Origin of the sequence: Paraburkholderia sp. Ac-20336 (genome assembly GCF_017105025.1) — a bacterium.
Lineage (GTDB): Bacteria > Pseudomonadota > Gammaproteobacteria > Burkholderiales > Burkholderiaceae > Paraburkholderia.
Window position 1 is genome coordinate 1 of record NZ_JAAGPS010000077.1, and the last position, 19696, is coordinate 19696.

The 19696-nt window shown below is 65.5% G+C and carries 20 protein-coding genes and 1 other RNA gene; 12 read left to right on the plus strand and 9 right to left on the minus strand.

The window, feature by feature from the left end:
• The 9 genes from GXB81_RS20450 to GXB81_RS20490 form a co-directional block, all read left to right on the plus strand.
• Positions 1–489: M24 family metallopeptidase (locus tag GXB81_RS20450; RefSeq protein WP_205990191.1), on the plus strand; the 489-nt coding region annotated here is incomplete at its 5' end.
• 43 nt (positions 490–532) lie between these two features.
• Entirely contained in the window at positions 533–1873 is a 1341-nt protein-coding gene (locus GXB81_RS20455) for a UbiH/UbiF/VisC/COQ6 family ubiquinone biosynthesis hydroxylase (RefSeq protein ID WP_167285461.1), read from the plus strand.
• Between the two features lie 256 nt (positions 1874–2129).
• Positions 2130–3206, plus strand: a complete 1077-nt coding sequence (gene dusB / locus GXB81_RS20460) for a tRNA dihydrouridine synthase DusB (protein WP_205990192.1) — start codon at positions 2130–2132, stop codon at positions 3204–3206.
• The gene (locus GXB81_RS20465) at positions 3203–3436 is read left to right on the plus strand and encodes a Fis family transcriptional regulator (protein WP_008919619.1); all 234 of its coding nucleotides are present in this window, start codon (positions 3203–3205) and stop codon (positions 3434–3436) included. Before dusB ends, GXB81_RS20465 begins: the two co-directional genes overlap by 4 nt.
• A 54-nt stretch (positions 3437–3490) precedes the next feature.
• The gene (purH, locus tag GXB81_RS20470; RefSeq protein ID WP_205990193.1) at positions 3491–5056 is read left to right on the plus strand and encodes a bifunctional phosphoribosylaminoimidazolecarboxamide formyltransferase/IMP cyclohydrolase; all 1566 of its coding nucleotides are present in this window, start codon (positions 3491–3493) and stop codon (positions 5054–5056) included.
• A gap of 334 nt (positions 5057–5390) precedes the next feature.
• Positions 5391–5933: a crossover junction endodeoxyribonuclease RuvC gene (ruvC, locus tag GXB81_RS20475; RefSeq protein WP_167040564.1), complete on the plus strand. Its 543-nt coding sequence runs from the start codon at positions 5391–5393 to the stop codon at positions 5931–5933.
• A gap of 105 nt (positions 5934–6038) precedes the next feature.
• On the plus strand, positions 6039–6620 hold the full coding sequence (ruvA, locus tag GXB81_RS20480) for a Holliday junction branch migration protein RuvA (protein WP_167040561.1): 582 nt from the start codon (positions 6039–6041) through the stop codon (positions 6618–6620).
• Positions 6621–6662: 42 nt separating this feature from the next.
• Positions 6663–7724, plus strand: coding sequence for a Holliday junction branch migration DNA helicase RuvB (ruvB, locus tag GXB81_RS20485; protein WP_167040559.1), 1062 nt, complete (start codon positions 6663–6665; stop codon positions 7722–7724).
• A gap of 52 nt (positions 7725–7776) precedes the next feature.
• Positions 7777–8835 (plus strand): oxygenase MpaB family protein, encoded by a 1059-nt coding sequence (locus tag GXB81_RS20490; protein WP_167285459.1) that lies wholly within the window; start codon positions 7777–7779, stop codon positions 8833–8835.
• 155 nt (positions 8836–8990) lie between these two features.
• On the opposite strand, the gene GXB81_RS20495 is transcribed toward GXB81_RS20490, so the two are convergent.
• The 3 genes from GXB81_RS20495 to tyrS form a co-directional block, all read right to left on the minus strand.
• Positions 8991–9665 carry a histidine phosphatase family protein gene (locus tag GXB81_RS20495; RefSeq protein WP_205990194.1) on the minus strand — a complete coding sequence of 225 codons (675 nt, stop codon included), beginning with the start codon at positions 9663–9665 and terminating at the stop codon, positions 8991–8993.
• A gap of 152 nt (positions 9666–9817) precedes the next feature.
• On the minus strand, positions 9818–10288 hold the full coding sequence (gene dtd, locus GXB81_RS20500) for a D-aminoacyl-tRNA deacylase (protein WP_167040553.1): 471 nt from the start codon (positions 10286–10288) through the stop codon (positions 9818–9820).
• Between the two features lie 69 nt (positions 10289–10357).
• Positions 10358–11608, minus strand: a complete 1251-nt coding sequence (gene tyrS, locus GXB81_RS20505) for a tyrosine--tRNA ligase (protein WP_167040551.1) — start codon at positions 11606–11608, stop codon at positions 10358–10360.
• A 260-nt stretch (positions 11609–11868) separates the two neighbouring features.
• Between tyrS and GXB81_RS20510 the strand changes: the two genes are divergently transcribed.
• The gene (locus GXB81_RS20510; protein ID WP_205990200.1) at positions 11869–12999 is read left to right on the plus strand and encodes an anhydro-N-acetylmuramic acid kinase; all 1131 of its coding nucleotides are present in this window, start codon (positions 11869–11871) and stop codon (positions 12997–12999) included.
• A gap of 128 nt (positions 13000–13127) precedes the next feature.
• Here the strand turns inward: GXB81_RS20510 and erpA are convergent, their stop codons facing one another.
• From erpA to rplM, 3 genes are all read right to left on the minus strand, one after another.
• Complete coding sequence (gene erpA, locus GXB81_RS20515) at positions 13128–13493, minus strand: iron-sulfur cluster insertion protein ErpA (protein ID WP_075302778.1); 366 nt, start codon at positions 13491–13493, stop codon at positions 13128–13130.
• Between the two features lie 302 nt (positions 13494–13795).
• Positions 13796–14188, minus strand: a complete 393-nt coding sequence (gene rpsI / locus GXB81_RS20520; RefSeq protein ID WP_008919630.1) for a 30S ribosomal protein S9 — start codon at positions 14186–14188, stop codon at positions 13796–13798.
• 11 nt (positions 14189–14199) lie between these two features.
• The gene (gene rplM, locus GXB81_RS20525; protein ID WP_013090508.1) at positions 14200–14628 is read right to left on the minus strand and encodes a 50S ribosomal protein L13; all 429 of its coding nucleotides are present in this window, start codon (positions 14626–14628) and stop codon (positions 14200–14202) included.
• Between the two features lie 638 nt (positions 14629–15266).
• Here rplM and GXB81_RS20530 point away from each other — a divergent pair.
• Positions 15267–15689: an OsmC family protein gene (locus GXB81_RS20530; RefSeq protein ID WP_025602559.1), complete on the plus strand. Its 423-nt coding sequence runs from the start codon at positions 15267–15269 to the stop codon at positions 15687–15689.
• A 76-nt stretch (positions 15690–15765) separates the two neighbouring features.
• On the opposite strand, the gene rnpB is transcribed toward GXB81_RS20530, so the two are convergent.
• The 3 genes from rnpB to pyrC form a co-directional block, all read right to left on the minus strand.
• Positions 15766–16179, minus strand: an RNA gene (rnpB, locus tag GXB81_RS20535) — RNase P RNA component class A.
• A 113-nt stretch (positions 16180–16292) separates the two neighbouring features.
• Positions 16293–17117, minus strand: coding sequence for a DUF3025 domain-containing protein (locus GXB81_RS20540; RefSeq protein WP_167040545.1), 825 nt, complete (start codon positions 17115–17117; stop codon positions 16293–16295).
• A gap of 293 nt (positions 17118–17410) precedes the next feature.
• Positions 17411–18472 carry a dihydroorotase gene (gene pyrC / locus GXB81_RS20545; RefSeq protein WP_167285454.1) on the minus strand — a complete coding sequence of 354 codons (1062 nt, stop codon included), beginning with the start codon at positions 18470–18472 and terminating at the stop codon, positions 17411–17413.
• Between the two features lie 168 nt (positions 18473–18640).
• Between pyrC and GXB81_RS20550 the strand changes: the two genes are divergently transcribed.
• Positions 18641–19582 carry a class II glutamine amidotransferase gene (locus GXB81_RS20550; RefSeq protein ID WP_167040541.1) on the plus strand — a complete coding sequence of 314 codons (942 nt, stop codon included), beginning with the start codon at positions 18641–18643 and terminating at the stop codon, positions 19580–19582.
• Positions 19583–19696 lie beyond the last annotated feature (114 nt).

Consider the following 19696-nt stretch of genomic DNA (forward strand, 5'->3'; position numbering starts at 1 on the left):
CAGCAGGCCGCCGTCGATGCGACGCGCGCCGGCGCCACCTTCGACGATCCGCACCAGGCCGCGCTGCGCGTGCTGTCGCAGGGGCTGCTCGACACCGGCATCGTGCCGCGCGAGAAGTTCGCCTCGCTCGACGACGTGCTCGCCGAGCGCGCCTACGCGCCGTTCTACATGCACCGCACCGGCCACTGGCTCGGCATGGACGTGCACGACTGCGGCGACTACCGCGAACGCGGCGCGCCGCGCGACGAGGCGGGCGCGCTGCCGTGGCGCACGCTGCAGGCATCGATGACGCTGACGATCGAGCCGGGCCTGTACATCCGTCCGGCCGAGGGCGTGCCCGAGCGCTACTGGAACATCGGCATCCGCATCGAGGACGATGCGATCGTGACGCCCACCGGTTGCGAACTGATGACGCGCGACGTGCCGGTTGCCGCCGACGAGATCGAGGTGCTGATGCGGGAAGCGCGCCGCGCAGGAAGCGACGCATGAAGCGCCCCATGAAACGACGCATGCAGCCAGGACCTGACCGGCGATGAACGAAGCCTCTCCCTCGGCGGTGATCCTGAAGCCCGCCTCGCGCCAGCAGGCGTTCGACTTCGACGTGACGATCGTCGGCGCCGGGCCGGTCGGTCTCGCGCTCGCCGGCTGGCTCGCGCGCCGCAGCGTGACACGCGAACTGAGGATCGCGCTCGTCGATGCGCGCGAGCCCGAGGACTCGATTGCCGATCCGCGCGCAATCGCGGTCTCGCACGGCAGCCGGATGATCCTCGAACCGCTGCGCTGGCCCGCCGACGCCACCGCGATCGAGCGCATCCACGTGTCGCAGCGCGGTCACTTCGGCCGCACGCTGATCGATCATCGCGAGCACGGCCTGCCCGCGCTCGGCTACGTGCTGCGCTACGGCTCGATCGTGCACGGCCTCGCCGACGCCGTGCACGCAACGCAGGTCCACTGGTTTCGCTCGACCTCGGCCGGTGCGCCGACCCAGGAATCCGACGGCGTCACGCTGCCGATCGAAACCGCCGGCGTCGCGCGGCAGTTGCGCACGCGAATTCTCGTGAACGCCGAGGGCGGCCTGTTCGGCGATCAGAAAACCGCGCGAAAGGCGGCCCGCGACACGAGCCGCGATGCCGAGGAAGAAGAGGCCGGCGAGCGCACCGCCAGCCCCACCGACGCCGCCGCCGATAAACGCGGCGTCGCCAGAAGTGTGGATAAAAGCGCCAACGGCATCGGCTCGCGCGACTACGGCCAAACCGCGCTGGTCGGCACGGTCACCGTGTCCACGCCGCAGCCGCACGTCGCGTGGGAGCGCTTCACCGCGCAAGGTCCGATCGCGCTGCTGCCGATGGGCGGCGTGCGCGGCGCCGACTACGCGCTCGTCTGGTGCTGCTCGCCCGAGGAAGCCGCGCGCCGCGCGCAGCTCTCCGACGCCGAGTTCCTGGGCGAACTCGACGCCGCGTTCGGCGACCGCATGGGCCGCTTCACGCAGATTCGCGGACGCGCGTCGTTCCCGCTCGGGCTCAACGCCATCGATACGCTCGTGAACGGCCACATCGTCGCAATCGGCAATGCAGCGCAGACGCTGCATCCGGTGGCGGGCCAGGGCCTCAACCTCGGCCTGCGCGATGCGCACGCGCTCGCCGACGCGCTCTCGGCGGAAGGCCCGACCCCGCTTGCGCTCGCGACGTTCGCGCAACGCCGCGCACTCGACCGGCGCATGACGATCGGCGCGACCGACACGCTCGCGCGTCTTTTCACCGTCGACTTCCCGCCACTCGCGATCATGCGCGGCCTTGCGCTGACCGCGCTCGAATTCGTGCCGCCGGTCAAAACCGCGCTCGCCCGCCAGATGATGTTCGGCCAGCGCCGTTAGACGCGCGGTAAATTCGCCCGGCCGTGGCGTTTGCACGGCATTTGCGTGCCGTTTGCGCCGCGCTCGGGCGGGCTATCGTGCGCACTGCGCGATTCTATGAATCGTCCCACTTTCATAGAAGATTTAATGGGTTACGACACGCAGATGGCGAGTCCCGGCAACCCGTTAACGCTAAAATGGCGGTTTTCCCTCGCATTTCGCATTGCATCGGCGGCCATGATTGTCAAATCCCGGCCGTCGCCAGCGCGCTCACGTCATGCCCACTCTCGGCTCCCACAATCTGCGTAACAACCTGTTCGTCGCCCCCATGGCCGGCGTAACCGACCGCCCGTTCCGCCAGCTGTGCAAACGGCTCGGCGCGGGTTACGCGGTGTCGGAAATGGTGGCGTCGAACGCGCAGCTGTGGAAAAGCGAGAAGACGATGCGCCGCGCCAACCACGAAGGCGAGGTCGAGCCGATCGCCGTGCAGATCGCCGGCGCGGACCCGGTCATGATGGCCGAGGCCGCCCGCTACAACGTCGCGAACGGCGCGCAGATCATCGACATCAACATGGGCTGCCCGGCCAAGAAGGTCTGCAACGTCGCGGCCGGCTCGGCGCTGCTGCAGAACGAGCCGCTCGTGCAACGCATCGTCGAGGCGGTCGTGAACGCGGTCGGCGTCGGGCCCGACGCGGTGCCCGTCACGCTGAAAATCCGCACCGGCTGGAATCGCGAGAACAAAAACGCGCTGAACGTCGCGCGTCTCGCGCAAGCGGCCGGCATCTCGATGCTGACCGTGCACGGCCGCACGCGCGCCGACCTGTACCACGGCGACGCCGAATACGAAACGATCGCCGCGGTGAAAGCGGCGGTCTGCATTCCGGTCGTCGCGAACGGCGACATCACCTCGCCGCACAAGGCGCGCGAGGTGCTCGCCGCAACCGGCGCGGACGCGATCATGATCGGGCGCGCCGCGCAGGGCCGTCCGTGGCTGTTCCGCGAGATCGGGCATTTCCTGCTGACGGGCGAGCTGCTGCCGCCGCCGCGCATCGACGAAATCCAGCAGGTGATGAACGAGCATCTCGAAGATCACTATGCGTTTTACGGGGAATTTACCGGTGTGCGCACTGCGCGCAAGCACATCGGCTGGTACACTCGCGGCCTTTCCGGCGCCAACCTGTTCCGGCATCGCATGAATACGCTGGACACCACGCGCGAACAACTCCTCGCTGTCAACGAGTTCTTCGACGCGCAAAAGGCGATCTCAGACCGCCTCGTCTACGTCGACGAATCGACCGGCAACCCCGGGCTCGACAGCAAGGACGAGGACCACACCGACCGACTAGCAGCATGAGCAAGAACAACATCGAACAATCCGTCCGCGACAGCCTGGACGTGTACTTCCAGGATCTCGACGGCTCCAATCCGCACGACGTCTACGACATGGTCATCTCATGCGTGGAAAAACCCTTGCTCGAAGTGGTGCTCGAGCAGGCCGGCGGCAACCAGTCGCTGGCCGCCGAGTATCTCGGCATCAACCGCAATACGCTGCGCAAGAAGCTGCAACAACACGGTTTGCTGTAGCGCGTTGTAGTTTCTGCGCCCTGCCACGTTTCCCTTCGGCTTTTCGTCTTCATCATGATCAAGCAAGCGCTCATCTCCGTTTCCGATAAATCCGGCATCGTCGATTTCGCAAAATCGCTGTCGGACCTCGGCATCAAGATCCTGTCGACCGGCGGCACCGCGAAACTGCTCGCGGACGCGGGCCTGTCCGTTACCGAAGTCGCCGACTACACGGGCTTCCCGGAAATGCTCGACGGGCGCGTAAAAACGCTGCATCCGAAGGTACACGGCGGCATCCTCGCGCGCCGCGATCTGCCCGAGCACATGGCCGCGCTCGAGAAGCACGACATTCCGACCATCGACCTGCTGGTCGTAAACCTGTACCCGTTCGTGCAGACCGTCTCGAAGGAAGAGTGCTCGCTCGAAGACGCGATCGAGAACATCGACATCGGCGGCCCGACCATGCTGCGCTCGGCCGCGAAGAATCACCGCGACGTGACCGTGGTGGTCAATCCGGCCGACTACGCGGTCGTGCTCGACGAAATGCGCACGAACAATAATTCGGTGTCGTACCGGACGAATTTCCGCCTCGCGACCAAGGTGTACGCGCACACCGCGCAGTACGACGGCGCGATCACGAACTACCTGACGAGCCTGACCGACGAGTTGCAGCACGCGTCGCGCAATACGTACCCGGCTACCTTCAACATGGCGTACGAGAAGGTGCAGGATCTGCGCTACGGCGAGAACCCGCACCAGAGCGCGGCGTTCTACCGCGACCTCGCCGTGCCGGCCGGCGCGCTCGCGAACTACAACCAGCTGCAAGGCAAGGAACTCTCGTACAACAACATCGCCGACTCCGACGCGGCGTGGGAATGCGTGAAGACCTTCGACGTGCCGGCCTGCGTGATCGTCAAGCACGCGAATCCGTGCGGCGTCGCGGTCGGCGCGAACGCGCACGAAGCGTACTCGAAGGCGTTCCAGACCGATCCGACCTCGGCGTTCGGCGGCATCATCGCGTTCAACCGCGAAGTCGACGAAGCGGCCGCGCAAGCGGTCGCGAAGCAGTTCGTCGAAGTGCTGATCGCGCCGTCGTTCAGCGCCGAAGCGCGCCAACTGTTCGCGGCGAAGCAGAACGTGCGTCTGCTCGAAATCGCGCTCGGCGACCGTCATAACGCGTTCGATCTGAAGCGCGTCGGCGGCGGCCTGCTCGTGCAGTCGCTCGACTCGAAGAACGTGCAGCCGCGCGAGGTGCGTGTGGTCACCAAGCGCCATCCGACGCCGAAGGAAATGGACGACCTGCTGTTCGCCTGGCGCGTCGCGAAGTACGTGAAGTCGAACGCGATCGTGTTCTGCGCGAACGGCATGACGCTCGGCGTCGGCGCGGGCCAGATGAGCCGCGTGGATTCGGCGCGTATCGCCAGCATCAAGGCGCAGAATGCCAATCTGACGCTGGCCGGCTCGGCGGTCGCATCGGACGCGTTCTTCCCGTTCCGCGACGGTCTCGACGTGGTCGTCGCCGCGGGCGCAACCTGCGTGATCCAGCCGGGCGGCTCGGTGCGCGACGACGAAGTGGTTAGCGCCGCCGACGAGCACAACATCGCGATGGTGCTGACGGGCGTGCGTCACTTCCGTCATTGACAGGCGGTTGGCGGGGAATCGCTGCTTCGTCGTAGTACGGTGAGGCGGCGGTTGCCGAGAGCGTGATGTCTGTACTGTCGAAAAAACGGCCCGGCGGGTGTTCCTGCCGGGCCGTTTGCTTTGGTGCGATCGATCCTGCACGGCCGATTCGATGCCGCGCGCTCTTGCGACGCGTCCAATGGCGCGGCGTCCAAGCTGGCCTCACTGTGTTGCCTCACTGTGTTGCATCGCCGTCACCGTTTTATTCCGTCCGCGACACCACCCACAAACCGCCACGCGCCGCGTTCGTTGTAGTATCGCAGGCACCTGGTTTTTATCGCATGTGCGGCACCTCATGAGAATTCTCGGCATCGACCCCGGTCTGCGCGTGACCGGCTTCGGCGTGATCGACCAACACGGCCACACACTGAGCTACGTCGCGAGCGGCGTCATCAAGACGGCCGACGCCGATCTGCCCTCGCGCCTCGGCACCATCTTCGACGGCATTTCGACGCTGATCCGCCAGCATTCGCCCGATCAGGCGGCGATCGAAAAAGTCTTCGTCAACGTCAATCCGCAGTCGACGCTGCTGCTCGGTCAGGCACGGGGCGCGGCGATCTGCGGGCTCGTCGCGGGCGGCGTGCCGGTCGCCGAATACACAGCCCTGCAACTGAAGCAGGCCGTGGTCGGCTACGGCCGCGCGACCAAGGAGCAGATGCAGCAGATGGTCGTGCGTCTGCTGAACCTCACGGGCGTGCCGGGCACCGACGCCGCCGACGCGCTCGGCATGGCGATCTGCCATGCGCACGGCGGCTCGACGCTGGGCACGCTCGGCGGCATCGCGCCTTCGCTGGCGAAGAAGGGACTGCGGGTGCGGCGCGGACGCCTCGTGGGCTAGCGCAGGCGCGGTTTGCGGCGCAGCCTCCCGCAATTCCCCATCGCGCCGCCGGTCCGCTACGCTACACTCGCCCTTTCCCACACGACTCTAAAAATCGAATCCGCCATGATCGGTCGCATTGCCGGCGTTCTGCTGGAAAAAAACCCGCCGCATCTGCTCGTCGACTGCAACGGCGTCGGCTATGAAGTGGACGTGCCGATGAGCACGTTCTACAACCTGCCGTCGACCGGCGAACGCATCGTGCTGCTCACGCAGATGATCGTGCGCGAGGACGCGCATCTGCTGTACGGCTTCGGCACCGCGCAGGAACGCTCGACCTTTCGCGAACTGCTGAAAATTTCCGGCATCGGCGCACGCATGGCGCTCGCGGTGCTGTCGGGCATGAGCGTGTCCGAACTCGCGCAGACCGTGACGATGCAGGACGCGGCGCGCCTTACGCGTGTGCCCGGCATCGGCAAGAAGACCGCCGAGCGGCTGCTGCTCGAACTGAAGGGCAAGCTCGGCGCCGACCTCGGCGCAATGGCGGGCGCCGCATCGGCATCCGATCATGCCTCCGACATCCTCAACGCGCTGCTCGCGCTCGGCTACTCCGAGAAGGAAGCGCTCGCGGCGATCAAGAACGTGCCGGCCGGCACCGGCGTTTCCGAGGGCATCAAGCTCGCGCTGAAGGCGCTCTCGAAGGGCTGATGCCCGGGTCGCGCGCGGTACAGCGCGCGGTACAATGAGCGCATGATCGAAACCGACAAACTCGCCGCCGAGCGCATCATTGCGGCCACGCCCGCCTCGCCGAACGAAGAAGCGTTCGAGCGGGCGTTGCGCCCGCGCCAGCTCGAAGAATATGTCGGGCAGGAGAAGGTACGCGGCCAGCTCGAAATTTTCATCGAGGCCGCGAGACGCCGTTCCGAATCGCTCGACCACGTGCTGCTGTTTGGCCCGCCGGGCCTCGGCAAGACCACGCTCGCGCACATCATTGCGCGCGAAATGGGCGTCAATCTGCGGCAAACGTCGGGGCCGGTGCTCGAACGCGCGGGCGATCTCGCTGCGCTGCTCACGAATCTCGAAGCCAACGACGTGCTGTTCATCGACGAAATCCACCGGCTCTCGCCGGTCGTCGAGGAAATCCTGTACCCCGCGCTCGAGGATTATCAGATCGACATCATGATCGGCGAAGGGCCGGCCGCGCGCAGCGTCAAGCTCGACCTGCAGCCGTTCACGCTGGTCGGCGCGACCACGCGCGCGGGCATGCTGACCAATCCGCTGCGCGACCGCTTCGGCATTGTCGCGCGGCTCGAGTTCTACAACGCCGAGGAACTGGCGCGCATCGTCACGCGGTCGGCCGCGCTGCTCAACGCGCAGATCCATCCGGACGGCGCGTTCGAAATCGCCCGCCGCGCGCGCGGCACGCCGCGTATCGCGAACCGCCTGCTGCGCCGCGTGCGCGACTTCGCCGAAGTGAAGGCCGACGGCAACATCACCGCGCAGGTGGCCGACGCCGCGCTCAGCATGCTCGACGTCGACGCGGTCGGCTTCGACCTGATGGACCGCAAGCTGCTCGAAGCGATCCTGCACAAGTTCGACGGCGGCCCGGTCGGCGTCGATAACCTGGCGGCGGCGATCGGCGAGGAGCGCGACACGATCGAAGACGTGCTCGAACCCTATCTGATCCAGCAGGGCTTCCTGCAACGCACGCCGCGCGGCCGTGTCGCCACGCTGCTGACCTACCGGCACTTCGGGCTCGCCGCGCCGGATGCGTCGAGTGCGCTGCCGGGCCTGTGGAACTCGGCGAACTGAATCGCCGGGTCAGCCGGCTCAGCCGATACCGCCGCAAGCGAGGCCGCTCAGGATGTCCGACCAGACGCAACCGCCCGGCACCTCAGGCGACCACTCGGGTGACACCTCAGGTAACAAATCCGGTGGCAACGCCGGCAGCGGTGCTGGCAACCAGCCCGCCGGCGCACCGGGCAATCCCATCGTCAACCCGGCCGGCGAACCCTCCGGCAACTTCGCGCAGCGGCTCACCCACCGCCTGCGCTCGAAACTCGCCTCGGGCGTCACGCATCTGACGACCGGCAGCGGCCCGGTGCTCGACTACTCCTCGCCGCCGGGCGATCCCGGCCTCTTCGGGCCCGACGCCATCTGCTGGAAAGTCCACGCCGACTTCACGTCGATGATGACGGGCGGCATCAGCGCGTTGCTGCTCCAGGCGCTGCACCCGCTCGCGCTCGCGGGCGTATGGGATCACTCGACGTTTCGCACCGACATTCTCGGGCGCCTGCGCCGCACGGCGACCTTCATCGCCGGCACGACTTTCGGCAGCCGGCGCGACGCGCTCGCGCTGATCGAACGCGTGAGGCGCATCCATCTCGACGTAAGCGGTGTCGCGCCGGACGGTCAGGCGTACCAGGCGAGCGAACCCGCGCTGCTGACGTGGGTGCATGTCGCCGAAGTATCGAGCTTCATGACCGCGCATTTGCGCTACGTGAATCCGATGCTGTCCGTCGCGGCACAGGATCAATACTTCGCGGAAACCGCGCGCATCGCCGAAATGCTCGGCGCCACCGAGATTCCGCGCTCGCGCGCCGAGATCGAGGCGTATCTGCTCGCGATGCAGCCCGCGCTCGTCGCAAGCGAACGCACGCGCGAAGTCGTGAGGATTCTGATGAACGCGCCGGCACCGAGTTTCGCGATGCGGCCCGCCGGGGCGCTGATGCTCAACGCCGGCGTCGATCTGCTGCCGGACTGGGCGCAGGACATGCTCGGCTTCGCTCGTTATGCGGCGCTGCGCAGAACGCTCGCGCGGCCCGGCGTGCGGCTCGTTGCGCCGGTGATCCGCTGGGCGTTGGTCAATGGGGTGTCGAAGCGGGCGCGCCGGCGCGCGGCCGCGGCGCCAGAGCCGGTTTGAGATGGGCCGGCGGACGATCGCACTCGCGCACGCGATACAGCACGCGGCACTGAGGTGCTGAGGTGCTGAGGTGCTGAGGTGCTGAGGTGCTGAGGTGCTGAGGTGCTGAGGCGCCAAGATACGCCTCCGCCTCGTCACCGTCATGCGCGCCCGGCTTACCGGCCCGGCTCCGGTGCCTTCCTGAAGCCGTCGTCGGCGGCGCTCGCCGGTTCGAGATGCGCGACGTCTCCCCACGACACGATCGTCGCGTGACCGTCGGCGAAATCCACGATGTTCACGCTCGTGTTCAGCAGCGCGTAATCGCGCGGCGCGTCGAGCGGCAAACCCGTTGCCAAGCGGCGCACGCAGTCAAGCACACCGCCATGCGCGACACAGGCGATCCGGCCGCCCGGATGCGCCGCGACAAGCGGCTCGATCGCATGCACGACACGGTGGTAGAACACGCGCTGCGACTCCCCTTCGGGCGGGGTGAAGCCGGGATCGCGCGTTTGCCACTGCGCGTATTCGTCGGGAAAGCGCAGCGCGATCTCGTCGCTGTCGTGGCCCTGGAACGCGCCGTACGAACGCTCTCGCAAGCCCTCGCGCAACTGTAGCGGCAGGCCGAGCGCCTCGGCGATCGGCTGGGCGGTCTGCTGCGCGCGTTGCAGATCGCTCGCATAGATCGCCTCGAGCCGCGCACCCTGCTGCGCCTCCTGCGCGATACGCCGCGCGAGACGTTGCGCCTGCGCGAACCCCGTCGTCGCGAGCGGAATGTCGATGTGACCTTGAATGCGCTTGATGCGGTTCCAGTCGGTCTCGCCGTGCCGGATAAACAGAATCTGCGTCGTCATGAGAAGGAAGTGGGCGCCGTTCGCCGGTTATGCCGAACGGCTATTGTCGCAAAAAGCGACGGCCGCGCCTGAGTTGCGGTGGCTGCGCGCCGGAACACGCTTCGATCGAGCAGGCCCGCAAACGGCGCGCATGGGCGCGCGCTGAAACCCACTTATGCGTGGGTCTGCAGCCAGAACGTGACCGGCCCGTCGTTGACGAGCGACACCTGCATGTTCGCGCCGAACTCGCCGGTCTCGACCACCGGATGCTTCGCGCGCGCGGCCGCGACGAAGTAATCGAACAGGCGCTTGCCTTCGTCGGGCGCCGCCGCGGGCGTGAAGCTCGGGCGCAGGCCGCTGTTGGTATCGGCCGCGAGCGTGAACTGCGACACGAGCAGCAAACCGCCCGCGCGGCCCGCGCCGTCGACATTCTGCACGGAGAGATTCATCTTGCCGGCCGCGTCACTGAATACGCGATAGCCGAGCACCCTGGCCAGCAGCTTGTCGGCTGCCGCCTCGGTGTCGCCGCGCTCGGCGCAGACAAGCGCGAGCAGACCCGCGTCGATCGCGCCGGTCACGCGCTCGCTTTCACCGTCCACGACGCGCACTTCGGCGCGCCGCACGCGCTGGATCAGCGCGATCATCGGCGCGGCTCCGGGCGCGGGCTGCGCGTCGTCACGACAAGCGAGCGGCGTTGCGCGTGCACTGCGCGATTACGCTGTGAGCGTCACGCGTGCGAAGCGGCGCTTGCCGACCTGCACGACATACTCGCCCGCCTCGACCTTCAGGCCCTTGTCGGACACCGTCGCGCCATCGATCTTCACGCCGCCCTGCTCGATGTTGCGCAGCGCTTCGCTCGTCGACGGCACGAGGTTGGCCTGCTTCAGCAACTGGCCGATCGCAAGCGGTGCGCCCGCGAGCGTCACCGCCGGGATATCGTCGGGCACGCCGCCCTTCGCGCGATGATTGAAGTCTTCGAGCGCGCGCTCGGCGTCGGCCTGCGAATGGAAGCGCGCGACGATTTCCTGGCCGAGCAGCACCTTGAAGTCCCGCGGATTGCGGCCCGCTTCGATCTCTTTCCGGAAGCCGGCGATCTCGTCCATCGGACGGAACGACAGCAGTTCGAAGTAACGCCACATCAGCGTGTCGGAAATGCTCATGAGCTTGCCGAACATATCGGTCGGCTTTTCGCTGATGCCGATGTAGTTGTTCTTCGACTTCGACATCTTCTCGACGCCGTCGAGCCCTTCGAGCAGCGGCATCGTCAGGATGCACTGCTGCTCCTGGCCGTACTGCTTCTGCAGCTCGCGGCCGACCAGCAGGTTGAATTTCTGGTCCGTGCCACCGAGTTCGAGGTCCGCATTCAGCGCGACGGAGTCGTAGCCCTGCATCAGCGGATAGAGGAATTCGTGGATCGAGATCGGCACACCGCCCTGGAAGCGCTTCGTGAAGTCTTCGCGTTCGAGAATACGCGCGACCGTGTAGCGCGACGCAAGCTTGATCATGCCGTCGGCGCCGAGCGGCATCGACCATTCGCTGTTGTAACGGATTTCGGTCTTGTCGCGGTCGAGCACGAGCGCGGCCTGCTCGAAATAGGTCTTCGCATTCGATTCGATCTGCTCGCGCGTGAGCGGCGGGCGCGTCGCGTTGCGGCCGGACGGGTCGCCGATCAGCGAGGTGAAATCGCCGATCAGGAAAATCACCGTGTGGCCGAGGTCCTGCAACTGGCGCATCTTGTTGAGCACGACCGTGTGGCCGATGTGGATGTCGGGCGCGGTCGGATCGAGCCCCAGCTTGATGCGCAACGGCTTACCGGTTGCCGCGCTCCGTGCGAGCTTTTGCGCGAATTCGTCTTCGATCAGCAGTTCGTCGACGCCGCGCTTGGTGACGGCGAGCGCATGGCGGACTTCGTCGGTGAGCGGAAGGGCAGTAGCGGAATTGGGCTTGGTGGACTCGGTGCTCATGCTGGAAACGTGAAGTCGCGAAAAAACAGGATTGTCCCATAGATGCGCGCCGCCGCGCCCACCGAGACGCTTCGGACGGCCTGGCAAGCGGCAATTTTTCGCTCGACGTGTGCCCGGCGCAGGGGAGCGACGCAAGCGTGATGCACGCGTGGCGGTCGCGTGCTGCCCGTGCGATGTCTGTACCGGTGCTGATATTCAGCCGCGCGAGCGTCGATAATCTGCTACAACGAATCGCAATGAACATCGAGAGGAGCAGCGACGTGGCGCAAGACCCCGCAGACGGCATCTATTTCGGATTGATGTCGGGTACGAGCATGGACGGTGTGGACGGCGTGGCCGTCCGGTTTGCCGACGGAAAGCCGCCGGAAGTGCTGGCCGAGGCCTTCGTCGGCTTCTCGGCCGGGATGCGCGAGGCGCTCTTCGCACTCCAGCAGCCCGGCGACAACGAGATCGAGCGCGAAGCGCTGGCCGCCAACGCGCTCGCGACGCGCTACACCGTGTGCTGCCACGAACTGCTGCGCGGCAGCCACCTGTCGGCCGAGGAAGTCCGCGCGATCGGCGTGCACGGGCAAACCGTGCGGCATCGGCCGGAAAAAGGCTACACGCGGCAAATCAACAATCCGGCTCTGCTCGCGGAGATGACGCATATCGACGTGATCGCGGATTTCCGCAGCCGCGACGTCGCCGCCGGCGGCCAGGGCGCGCCGCTCGTGCCGGCTTTTCACGCGACGGTGTTCGGCGCGAAAAACGAGACGCGGGTGGTCTGCAACCTCGGTGGCATCAGCAATATCACGATACTGAACGCGACCGGCAGCGTGCGCGGCTTCGATTGCGGCCCCGCCAACGCGTTGCTCGACGCATGGGCCGAACGCCATCTCGGCAAGCCATTTGACGAAAACGGCCATTTTGCGGCGAGCGGCGAGGTCGATCGCAAGCTATTGAACGCGCTGCTCGACGAGCCGTTCTTCTCGGAGCAGCCGCCGAAAAGCACCGGCCGCGACCTGTTCAATACCGCTTGGCTCGACGCGAAACTCGCGCCGTTCGTCGGACTCGATCCAGCCGACGTGCAGGCGACGCTGGTCGCGCTGACCGCGGTGACGGTGGCGCGCGAAATCGAGCGGCATGCGTCCGATGTCCGCGCGGTGTACGTGTGCGGCGGCGGCGCACGCAATCCGGAGATACTGAAGGCATTGCAGCAGGCGCTCGAAGACAGCGGCGTGAGCGGCGTACCGGTGATGACGACCGACGCGCTCGGCGTGCCGCCGAGCCAGGTCGAGCCGCTCGCCTTCGCATGGCTCGCGATGCGCTGCGTCGCGCGGCTGCCGGGCAATCTGCCGGGCGTCACGGGAGCCTCGGACGAGCGTGTGTTGGGCGCGATCTATCCGCGCTGAAGATGATCGGGTAAAGCGGGTCCGCGGGGCACGATCGCGCGGCGCGACAGGCGGGCAATAAAAAAACGGGGCCTATGCAGGCCCCGTTTTCCGTACGAGCTAAGACTTGAAACGGCGTGTCGCTGTGCTCAGACCGAGAACGACGAACCGCAACCGCAGGTGGTGGTCGCGTTCGGGTTCTTGATGACGAACTGCGCGCCGTTGATGTCGTCCTTGTAGTCGATCTCGGCGCCAACCAGGTACTGGTAGCTCATCGAGTCGATCAGCAGCTGGACGCCGCTCTTGTTCATCACGGTGTCGTCTTCGTTGATGGCTTCGTCGAACGTAAAACCATATTGAAAGCCCGAGCAGCCGCCGCCCTGCACGAACACGCGCAGCTTGAGCTCCGGATTGCCTTCTTCTTCGATCAGTTGCTTGACCTTGTCAGCCGCTGCGTCGGTGAAGACGAAGGGGGCGGGCATCTCGGTCACGGGGGTATCGGTGACTGCGTTCATTCGAACTCTCCAAAAAGCTTTAGCCGCTATTGTAGGGCTGATCTGAATATCGTGCTGAAGCCCACAAAATCAATGGGTTCTTCCGTTGCAGCCGTCGGACAGTGCGTTGGCCGTCAGCCTGGACGGGCACAACAACGCCACTGCGGCTACCGCCGCCGTGGCGGCCGATTCGCCGCGTCATCGAACGGGAGCTCGCCCGCGGCCCTGAACCCCGACAAAACCATAAAAAAAGCCGCCTTCGCATGAAGCGTTGGCGGCTTTTGCTGCAAACCGGCTGAGGAGCCGGCTTGCACCCGAAGCGATTAACGCTTTGAGAATTGCTTGCGGCGACGTGCCTTGTGGAAGCCGACCTTCTTACGTTCGACTTCACGAGCGTCACGCGTAACGAAGCCAGCCTTCGACAGTTCCGGCTTCAGCGTTGCGTCGTAGTCCATCAGCGCGCGGGTGATGCCGTGGCGAACCGCACCGGCTTGACCCGTTTCACCGCCGCCCGTCACGTTGACCTTGATGTCGAACGTGGTGCCGTGGTTCGTGAGTTCCAGCGGCTGGCGCACGATCATCAGCGACGTTTCGCGCGAGAAGTAGTCGGCGATGGGCTTGCCGTTCACAACGATATCGCCCTTGCCTGCCTTGATGAACACGCGTGCGACGGCGCTCTTGCGGCGGCCCGTGCCGTAATTCCAGTTACCGATCATGTGGGCTCCCCTTAGATCTCGAGCGCCTTCGGCTGTTGTGCCGAATGCGGATGCGTTGCGTCAGCGTAGACCTTCAGCTTCTTGATCATCGCGTAGCCGAGCGGGCCCTTCGGCAGCATGCCCTTGACCGCCTTCTCGAGCGCGCGGCCCGGGAAGCGTTCCTGCATCTTGCCGAACGTCGTTTCATAGATACCGCCCGGGTAGCCCGAGTGACGGTAGTACTTCTTGTCGGTAACCTTGTTGCCCGTGACCTTCAGCTTGCCAGCGTTGATAACGATGATGAAATCACCGGTGTCGACGTGGGGAGTGAATTCAGGCTTGTGCTTGCCGCGAAGACGGTGTGCCACTTCGCTGGCGACACGCCCGAGAACCTTATCCGTCGCGTCAATCACGTACCATTCGCGCGTCACCTCATGGGCTTTTGCGGAAAACGTCTTCATGATCGATCCAAAAAAATTGCTGCGCCCAATGTGTTTTTTTTCCTGCTTGTAGTGTGCGCATCGAGGCGCGTGCAGGCTCTCCCTGGTTCTTCCTCCGCGGGCGCGGATGCGGAAAAGCCCTGAATTATAAAGGAATTTGCACGGCCAAGTCAAAACTTGCGATAGGCGTGCCGCCGTGGGGTCCCCAATGGGGTCTCAAGCGGGGATCCAGCTGGGCGAAAAAAAACCCGAACGAGCGGTTCGGGTTTAATCCACCAAAGGAGGAGGTGGAGGAGACAGCGGAAGTTGCAGAACTGCTGCAACGATGGGGAAATTATATGAGCCGCCCTTGTGCAACGCAAGAATATTTGCATTGTGAGATGATTTTTCATAATTCGAAAAATTACCAGATCAATCTGAAATCGAAAAATGTCCTTTGGGATCAAGCCTCAAAGCTTTGGATATCCAGACCGCATCGGGCATCGCCTAGAGTAAAACCCCTAAACCGGCCCGGATATTCCCGGATTCCGCATGGATGCGGCGGCGCAGCATCCACATAGCCATGGCGCATAACCCGAACTGGGCCAGGCTCTGCGCGGATTGTCAAACACCGGGCTACAATGCCGTCTCGATATAGCTATGCGCGGTGGAGTGACAGCATGGAATGCAAAGTAAGCTGGATGGGGCAAGACGGGATGGCATTCGCGGCCGAGACGGGCAGCGGCCATCTGGTCGCGATGGACGGCGCGCCTGAAGGCGGCGGCCGCAACCTCGCGCCGCGTCCGATGGAAATGGTTTTGCTCGGCACGGGCGGCTGCACCGCCTACGACGTCGTGATGATCCTCAAGAAGAGCCGCCAGGAAATCGCCGGCTGCTCGGTGACGCTGAAGGCCGAACGCGCAAGCGAAGACCCGAAGGTGTTCACGAAGATCCACTTCCACTTCACCGTGACCGGCAAGAATCTGAACCCGGCCACCGTCGAACGCGCGATCAACCTGTCGCACGACAAATACTGCTCGGCGTCGATCATGATCGCGAAGACCGCCGAACTCACGCACTCGTTCGACATCGTCGCAAACTGAGCGTATCGGCACGCCGCAACCGGCGCGCCAAATGAAAATGCCGGCGTCCCCACGGACGCCGGCATTTTTTGTTGAGTGGCAAAGCAGGCCGATAAGCCGGATTCTGTGCACGTGTAGCGCCCGAAGACACGACGCGCGTGGCAGCCATTCCTCTAGGCGCGCCATTGCTGACGCGCTCAAGCTTCCTACCCGCAGACGAGATGGGGGCCCCATCCTGCATCTCGAAGATGCGCGCCTGCCTACTTGGAATTGCTCCGGGTGGAGGTTACCGTGCCGGTCTGCCTTGCGACAGCCGCGGTGCGCTCTTACCGCACCGTTTCACCCTTACCTGATCCCGGCTTGCGCCGGGCCATCGGCGGTTTGCTTTCTGTTGCCCTGTTCCGCGTGTCGCCACGGATGGCCGTTAGCCATCACCCTGCCCTGTGGAGTCCGGACTTTCCTCGCCCTCGTCGGCCAAAACCGCCGAGGCCGCGACTGCCTGGCCTGCTTTGCTGGCACGGATTTTAACATCGAACGGCGCGGCCGCCCGCGCGCGGCTGCGGCAACCGGCAAGTCAGGCGGCCCGCTCGAATGGCGGAACACTCGCCGGCGCCAGCCACGCGTCTAGCGCTTGCGGCGCCCCGAGCGGAATACGGAGGCGTCGTCGTAAAACGCGGGCGCTTCGTTCCCGGACCACCAGCCCGGAATGCCGAGCACCGGCAGCGGCGCGAACAGGCGGCTCGTCAACGCTTCGGTGCCGAGCAACGCCGCACTGACCGCTTCGTCGAGCCACGCGTCGCGCGCGGCGGCGTCCCACTCGAAGTACCCGGCCGGCACGTCGACGATCCATGCATGGCCCGTACAGCCCTTGAATGGCGCGATCAGTTTTTCCAGCAGCGCATGGCCGAAGCAGCGCACTTCGCAGCGACGGCCCCACGCGTCGCGCCGGCCCACCAGCAGCGTTTGCCAGTCGAAGCCGCGCAGCGCGGCGCTCAAAGCGGGATCGGCGCAGGCGAACAGCAGCGCGTTTTCGTCGAAGAGGGTCAGCATGTCACGCACGCCGCCGCGCGTCGGACCGACGCCGAGTGCGTCGATCGCCGCCGACTGCCGCGCGTTCAACGCCGCCTTGATGCGCGGAAACGCGAACCACATCGAGCCGTTGAAGAAGTCGTGCAGATTGTGGCGCGTCGGCACGCAGCCGGTCGCGGCGATATGCGCCTCGTACGCAGCGCCCGGCGGCAGATCGTCCTGCGCGATGAACGCGAGGCGCTGGCCGCGGCCGGTGGTCTGCCGCATCTGTGCGGCATCGGCATTCATCACGGCGAGCAGGTCCGCATAGCCGGTCAGCGCGGCTTGCTGCCAGCGCCGGCCGCGCGCGGCGAATTGCGCCAACCAGGGCCTCGACCAGTCGATGGCGGCAAAGCCTGGCGGCGGCGCTTCGGGTGCCATTGCCTGCCCGGCTACAGGAGAGGCTTTCGCGGCCTTCTCATGCGCGGCTTCCTGCAAGACTTCCTGCCCGGCTTTGTGCGCAACTGCGTGCCCGGACTTCGGCGCTGATTCAGATGACACGTCGGACATGAGTTGTTCATGCGCTGCTCTGGGCGCAGCGTCACGCCCCACTGCAGGAGCGGCTTTCAGCGCCATTTCATGCGCAACGCCAGGCACTGCTTCAACCGTCACCGCATCCACGATCCGCGGGCCAACCTCGCGCCCCGCCCCACGCTCGCGCATCTAGCCCGACCTCAAACCAGCCGCCAGCCGATCGACTCGCCGCCGCGCAGCGGCACGACCGGCGTGTCGCCGGCCGGCAACTCGGCCGGCAGCGTCCATTCCTCGCGACGCAGCGTGACCTTCTCCGTGTTGCGCGGCAAGCCGTAGAAATCCGCGCCGTAAAAGCTCGCAAAGCCTTCGAGCCTGTCGAGCGCGCCCGCCTTGTCGAAGGCTTCGGTATAGAGTTCGAGCGCGTGCAGCGCCGTGTAGCAGCCCGCACAGCCGCACGCGTGTTCCTTCAGCCCCTTCGCATGCGGCGCGCTGTCGGTGCCGAGGAAGAAGCGCGGATTGCCCGACGTCGCCGCCTCGACGAGCGCGACGCGATGCGTCTCGCGCTTCAACACCGGCAGGCAGTAGTAATGCGGACGAATGCCGCCCTGGAAAATCGCGTTGCGGTTGTACAGCAGGTGGTGCGCCGTGATCGTCGCGCCCAGCAGTTCCGGCGCCTCGCCGGCTTCGCGGATGTAGTCGACCGCGTCCTTCGTCGTGATGTGCTCGAACACGACCTTCAGCGCCGGAAACGCGCGGCGCAGCGGCGTCATCACACGGTCGATGAAAACCTTCTCGCGATCGAACAGGTCGATCTCCGAATCCGTCACCTCGCCGTGCACGAGCAGCGGCATGCCGGTTTCCTGCATCGCTTCGAGCGTCTTCGCGCACTTCATGAGGTCGGTGACGCCCGCGTCCGAGTTGGTCGTCGCGCCTGCCGGGTAGAGCTTCACGCCATGCACGAAGCCGCTTTCGCGCGCGCGGCGGATTTCGTCGGGCGGCGTGTTGTCGGTCAGGTACAGCGTCATCAGCGGCTCGAACTTCGCCCCGTCGGGCAGCGCGGCGACGATGCGCTCGCGGTACGCCGCGGCCATCGCCGTGGTCGTGACCGGCGGCTTCAGGTTCGGCATGATGATCGCGCGGCCGAACTGGCGCGCGGTGTCAGGCAGCACGGCCGCGAGCATCGCGCCGTCGCGCACGTGCAGGTGCCAGTCGTCCGGGCGGACGAGCGTGATGGAAGCAGGGGAAACGTTGGAAGCGGTCATGGCAAGAAGGGGGGAACGAGACTTCACGCGCACAGCCGATCGACCCGGTCAAACCGCCCTGTTGCGGCCCGAACACACGTCAATTTTGCTATTTGGCGGCTTCGCCTCGGTGATATGCTTGGGAATCGTCATTGTAACGGCTCGTCCCGTTCCCAGGCTCACCGCAACATGTGTCAACTTCTCGGAATGAACTGCGCCGCGCCCACGGACGTCACGTTCTCCTTTACCGGCTTCGCGGCGCGCGGCGGCGTCACCGATCATCACGCCGACGGCTGGGGTATCGCCTTCTTCGAAGACAAAGCCTGCCGCCTGTTCATCGACCATCAATCGTCGGCCACCTCGCCGATCGCCGAGATGGTCAAGCGCTACCCGATCAAATCGAAAAACACGATCGCGCATATCCGCAAGGCGACGCAAGGGCACATCCTGCTCGAAAACTGCCACCCGTTCATGCGCGAACTGTGGGGACGTCACTGGATCTTCGCGCATAACGGCGACCTGCAAGACTATGCGCCGCAGTTGACGGGCCTGTATCAGCCGGTCGGCACGACCGACAGCGAACTCGCGTTCTGCGCGCTGCTGCAAGGTCTGCGCAAGACTTTCCCGGGCGCGCAGCCGCCGCTCGAGGAACTGTTCGCGGCGCTCGAGACGCTCACGCGCGACGTCACGCAGTACGGCGTGTTCAACTTCCTGATGTCGAACGGCCAGGCGTTGTTCGCGCATTGCTCGACGCATCTGCACTACATCGTGCGGCGCTGGCCGTTTTCGACCGCGCATCTGGTCGACGCCGACGTCTCGATCGACTTCGCCAAGTACACGACGCCGGAAGACCGCGTCGCGGTGATCGCGACCAAGCCGCTCACCGACAACGAAGTGTGGACCGCGTTCGAGCCGGGCGATCTGCTGATGTTCCAGCATGGCGAGGTGATCGGCCGCGCCAACATTCCGGTGCCGGCCTCGGTGCGCGAAAAGCTGCGCAATCCCGCGCTCGACGCCTCGGCTTCGGCAACCACGCTCGCGGCATCGAACAACGTGCGCACGGCTGTCGCGCCGGCGGAAAGCGACACTGATCTCGAAGCCGCCGACGATGCGGCGGCGTTCGAATCGTAAGCCGCTGCCGCCAACCAAACCGCCAAAGCGAACCAGCGCCGGTCTGGCAGCAAGCAGCCGCAACAAAAAAGCCGCTCCCTGGAGCGGCTTTTTTGCGTTGCGACCCGGCGCCTG

What these genes read in the sequence shown, in the direction of transcription:
- GXB81_RS20540 (WP_167040545.1), bottom strand. Translation starts at nt 17,117, where the DNA reads ATGGCACCCGAAGCGCCGCCGCCAGGCTTTGCCGCCATCGACTGGTCG.
- erpA (WP_075302778.1), bottom strand. Translation starts at nt 13,493, where the DNA reads ATGAACGCAGTCACCGATACCCCCGTGACCGAGATGCCCGCCCCCTTC.
- dtd (WP_167040553.1), bottom strand. Translation starts at nt 10,288, where the DNA reads ATGATCGCGCTGATCCAGCGCGTGCGGCGCGCCGAAGTGCGCGTCGTG.
- GXB81_RS20495 (WP_205990194.1), bottom strand. Translation starts at nt 9,665, where the DNA reads ATGACGACGCAGATTCTGTTTATCCGGCACGGCGAGACCGACTGGAAC.
- GXB81_RS20550 (WP_167040541.1), top strand. Translation starts at nt 18,641, where the DNA reads ATGTGTCAACTTCTCGGAATGAACTGCGCCGCGCCCACGGACGTCACG.
- rplM (WP_013090508.1), bottom strand. Translation starts at nt 14,628, where the DNA reads ATGAAGACGTTTTCCGCAAAAGCCCATGAGGTGACGCGCGAATGGTAC.
- GXB81_RS20490 (WP_167285459.1), top strand. Translation starts at nt 7,777, where the DNA reads ATGTCCGACCAGACGCAACCGCCCGGCACCTCAGGCGACCACTCGGGT.
- GXB81_RS20455 (WP_167285461.1), top strand. Translation starts at nt 533, where the DNA reads ATGAACGAAGCCTCTCCCTCGGCGGTGATCCTGAAGCCCGCCTCGCGC.
- GXB81_RS20530 (WP_025602559.1), top strand. Translation starts at nt 15,267, where the DNA reads ATGGAATGCAAAGTAAGCTGGATGGGGCAAGACGGGATGGCATTCGCG.
- ruvC (WP_167040564.1), top strand. Translation starts at nt 5,391, where the DNA reads ATGAGAATTCTCGGCATCGACCCCGGTCTGCGCGTGACCGGCTTCGGC.
- GXB81_RS20465 (WP_008919619.1), top strand. Translation starts at nt 3,203, where the DNA reads ATGAGCAAGAACAACATCGAACAATCCGTCCGCGACAGCCTGGACGTG.
- ruvA (WP_167040561.1), top strand. Translation starts at nt 6,039, where the DNA reads ATGATCGGTCGCATTGCCGGCGTTCTGCTGGAAAAAAACCCGCCGCAT.
- dusB (WP_205990192.1), top strand. Translation starts at nt 2,130, where the DNA reads ATGCCCACTCTCGGCTCCCACAATCTGCGTAACAACCTGTTCGTCGCC.
- ruvB (WP_167040559.1), top strand. Translation starts at nt 6,663, where the DNA reads ATGATCGAAACCGACAAACTCGCCGCCGAGCGCATCATTGCGGCCACG.
- pyrC (WP_167285454.1), bottom strand. Translation starts at nt 18,472, where the DNA reads ATGACCGCTTCCAACGTTTCCCCTGCTTCCATCACGCTCGTCCGCCCG.
- purH (WP_205990193.1), top strand. Translation starts at nt 3,491, where the DNA reads ATGATCAAGCAAGCGCTCATCTCCGTTTCCGATAAATCCGGCATCGTC.
- tyrS (WP_167040551.1), bottom strand. Translation starts at nt 11,608, where the DNA reads ATGAGCACCGAGTCCACCAAGCCCAATTCCGCTACTGCCCTTCCGCTC.
- rpsI (WP_008919630.1), bottom strand. Translation starts at nt 14,188, where the DNA reads ATGATCGGTAACTGGAATTACGGCACGGGCCGCCGCAAGAGCGCCGTC.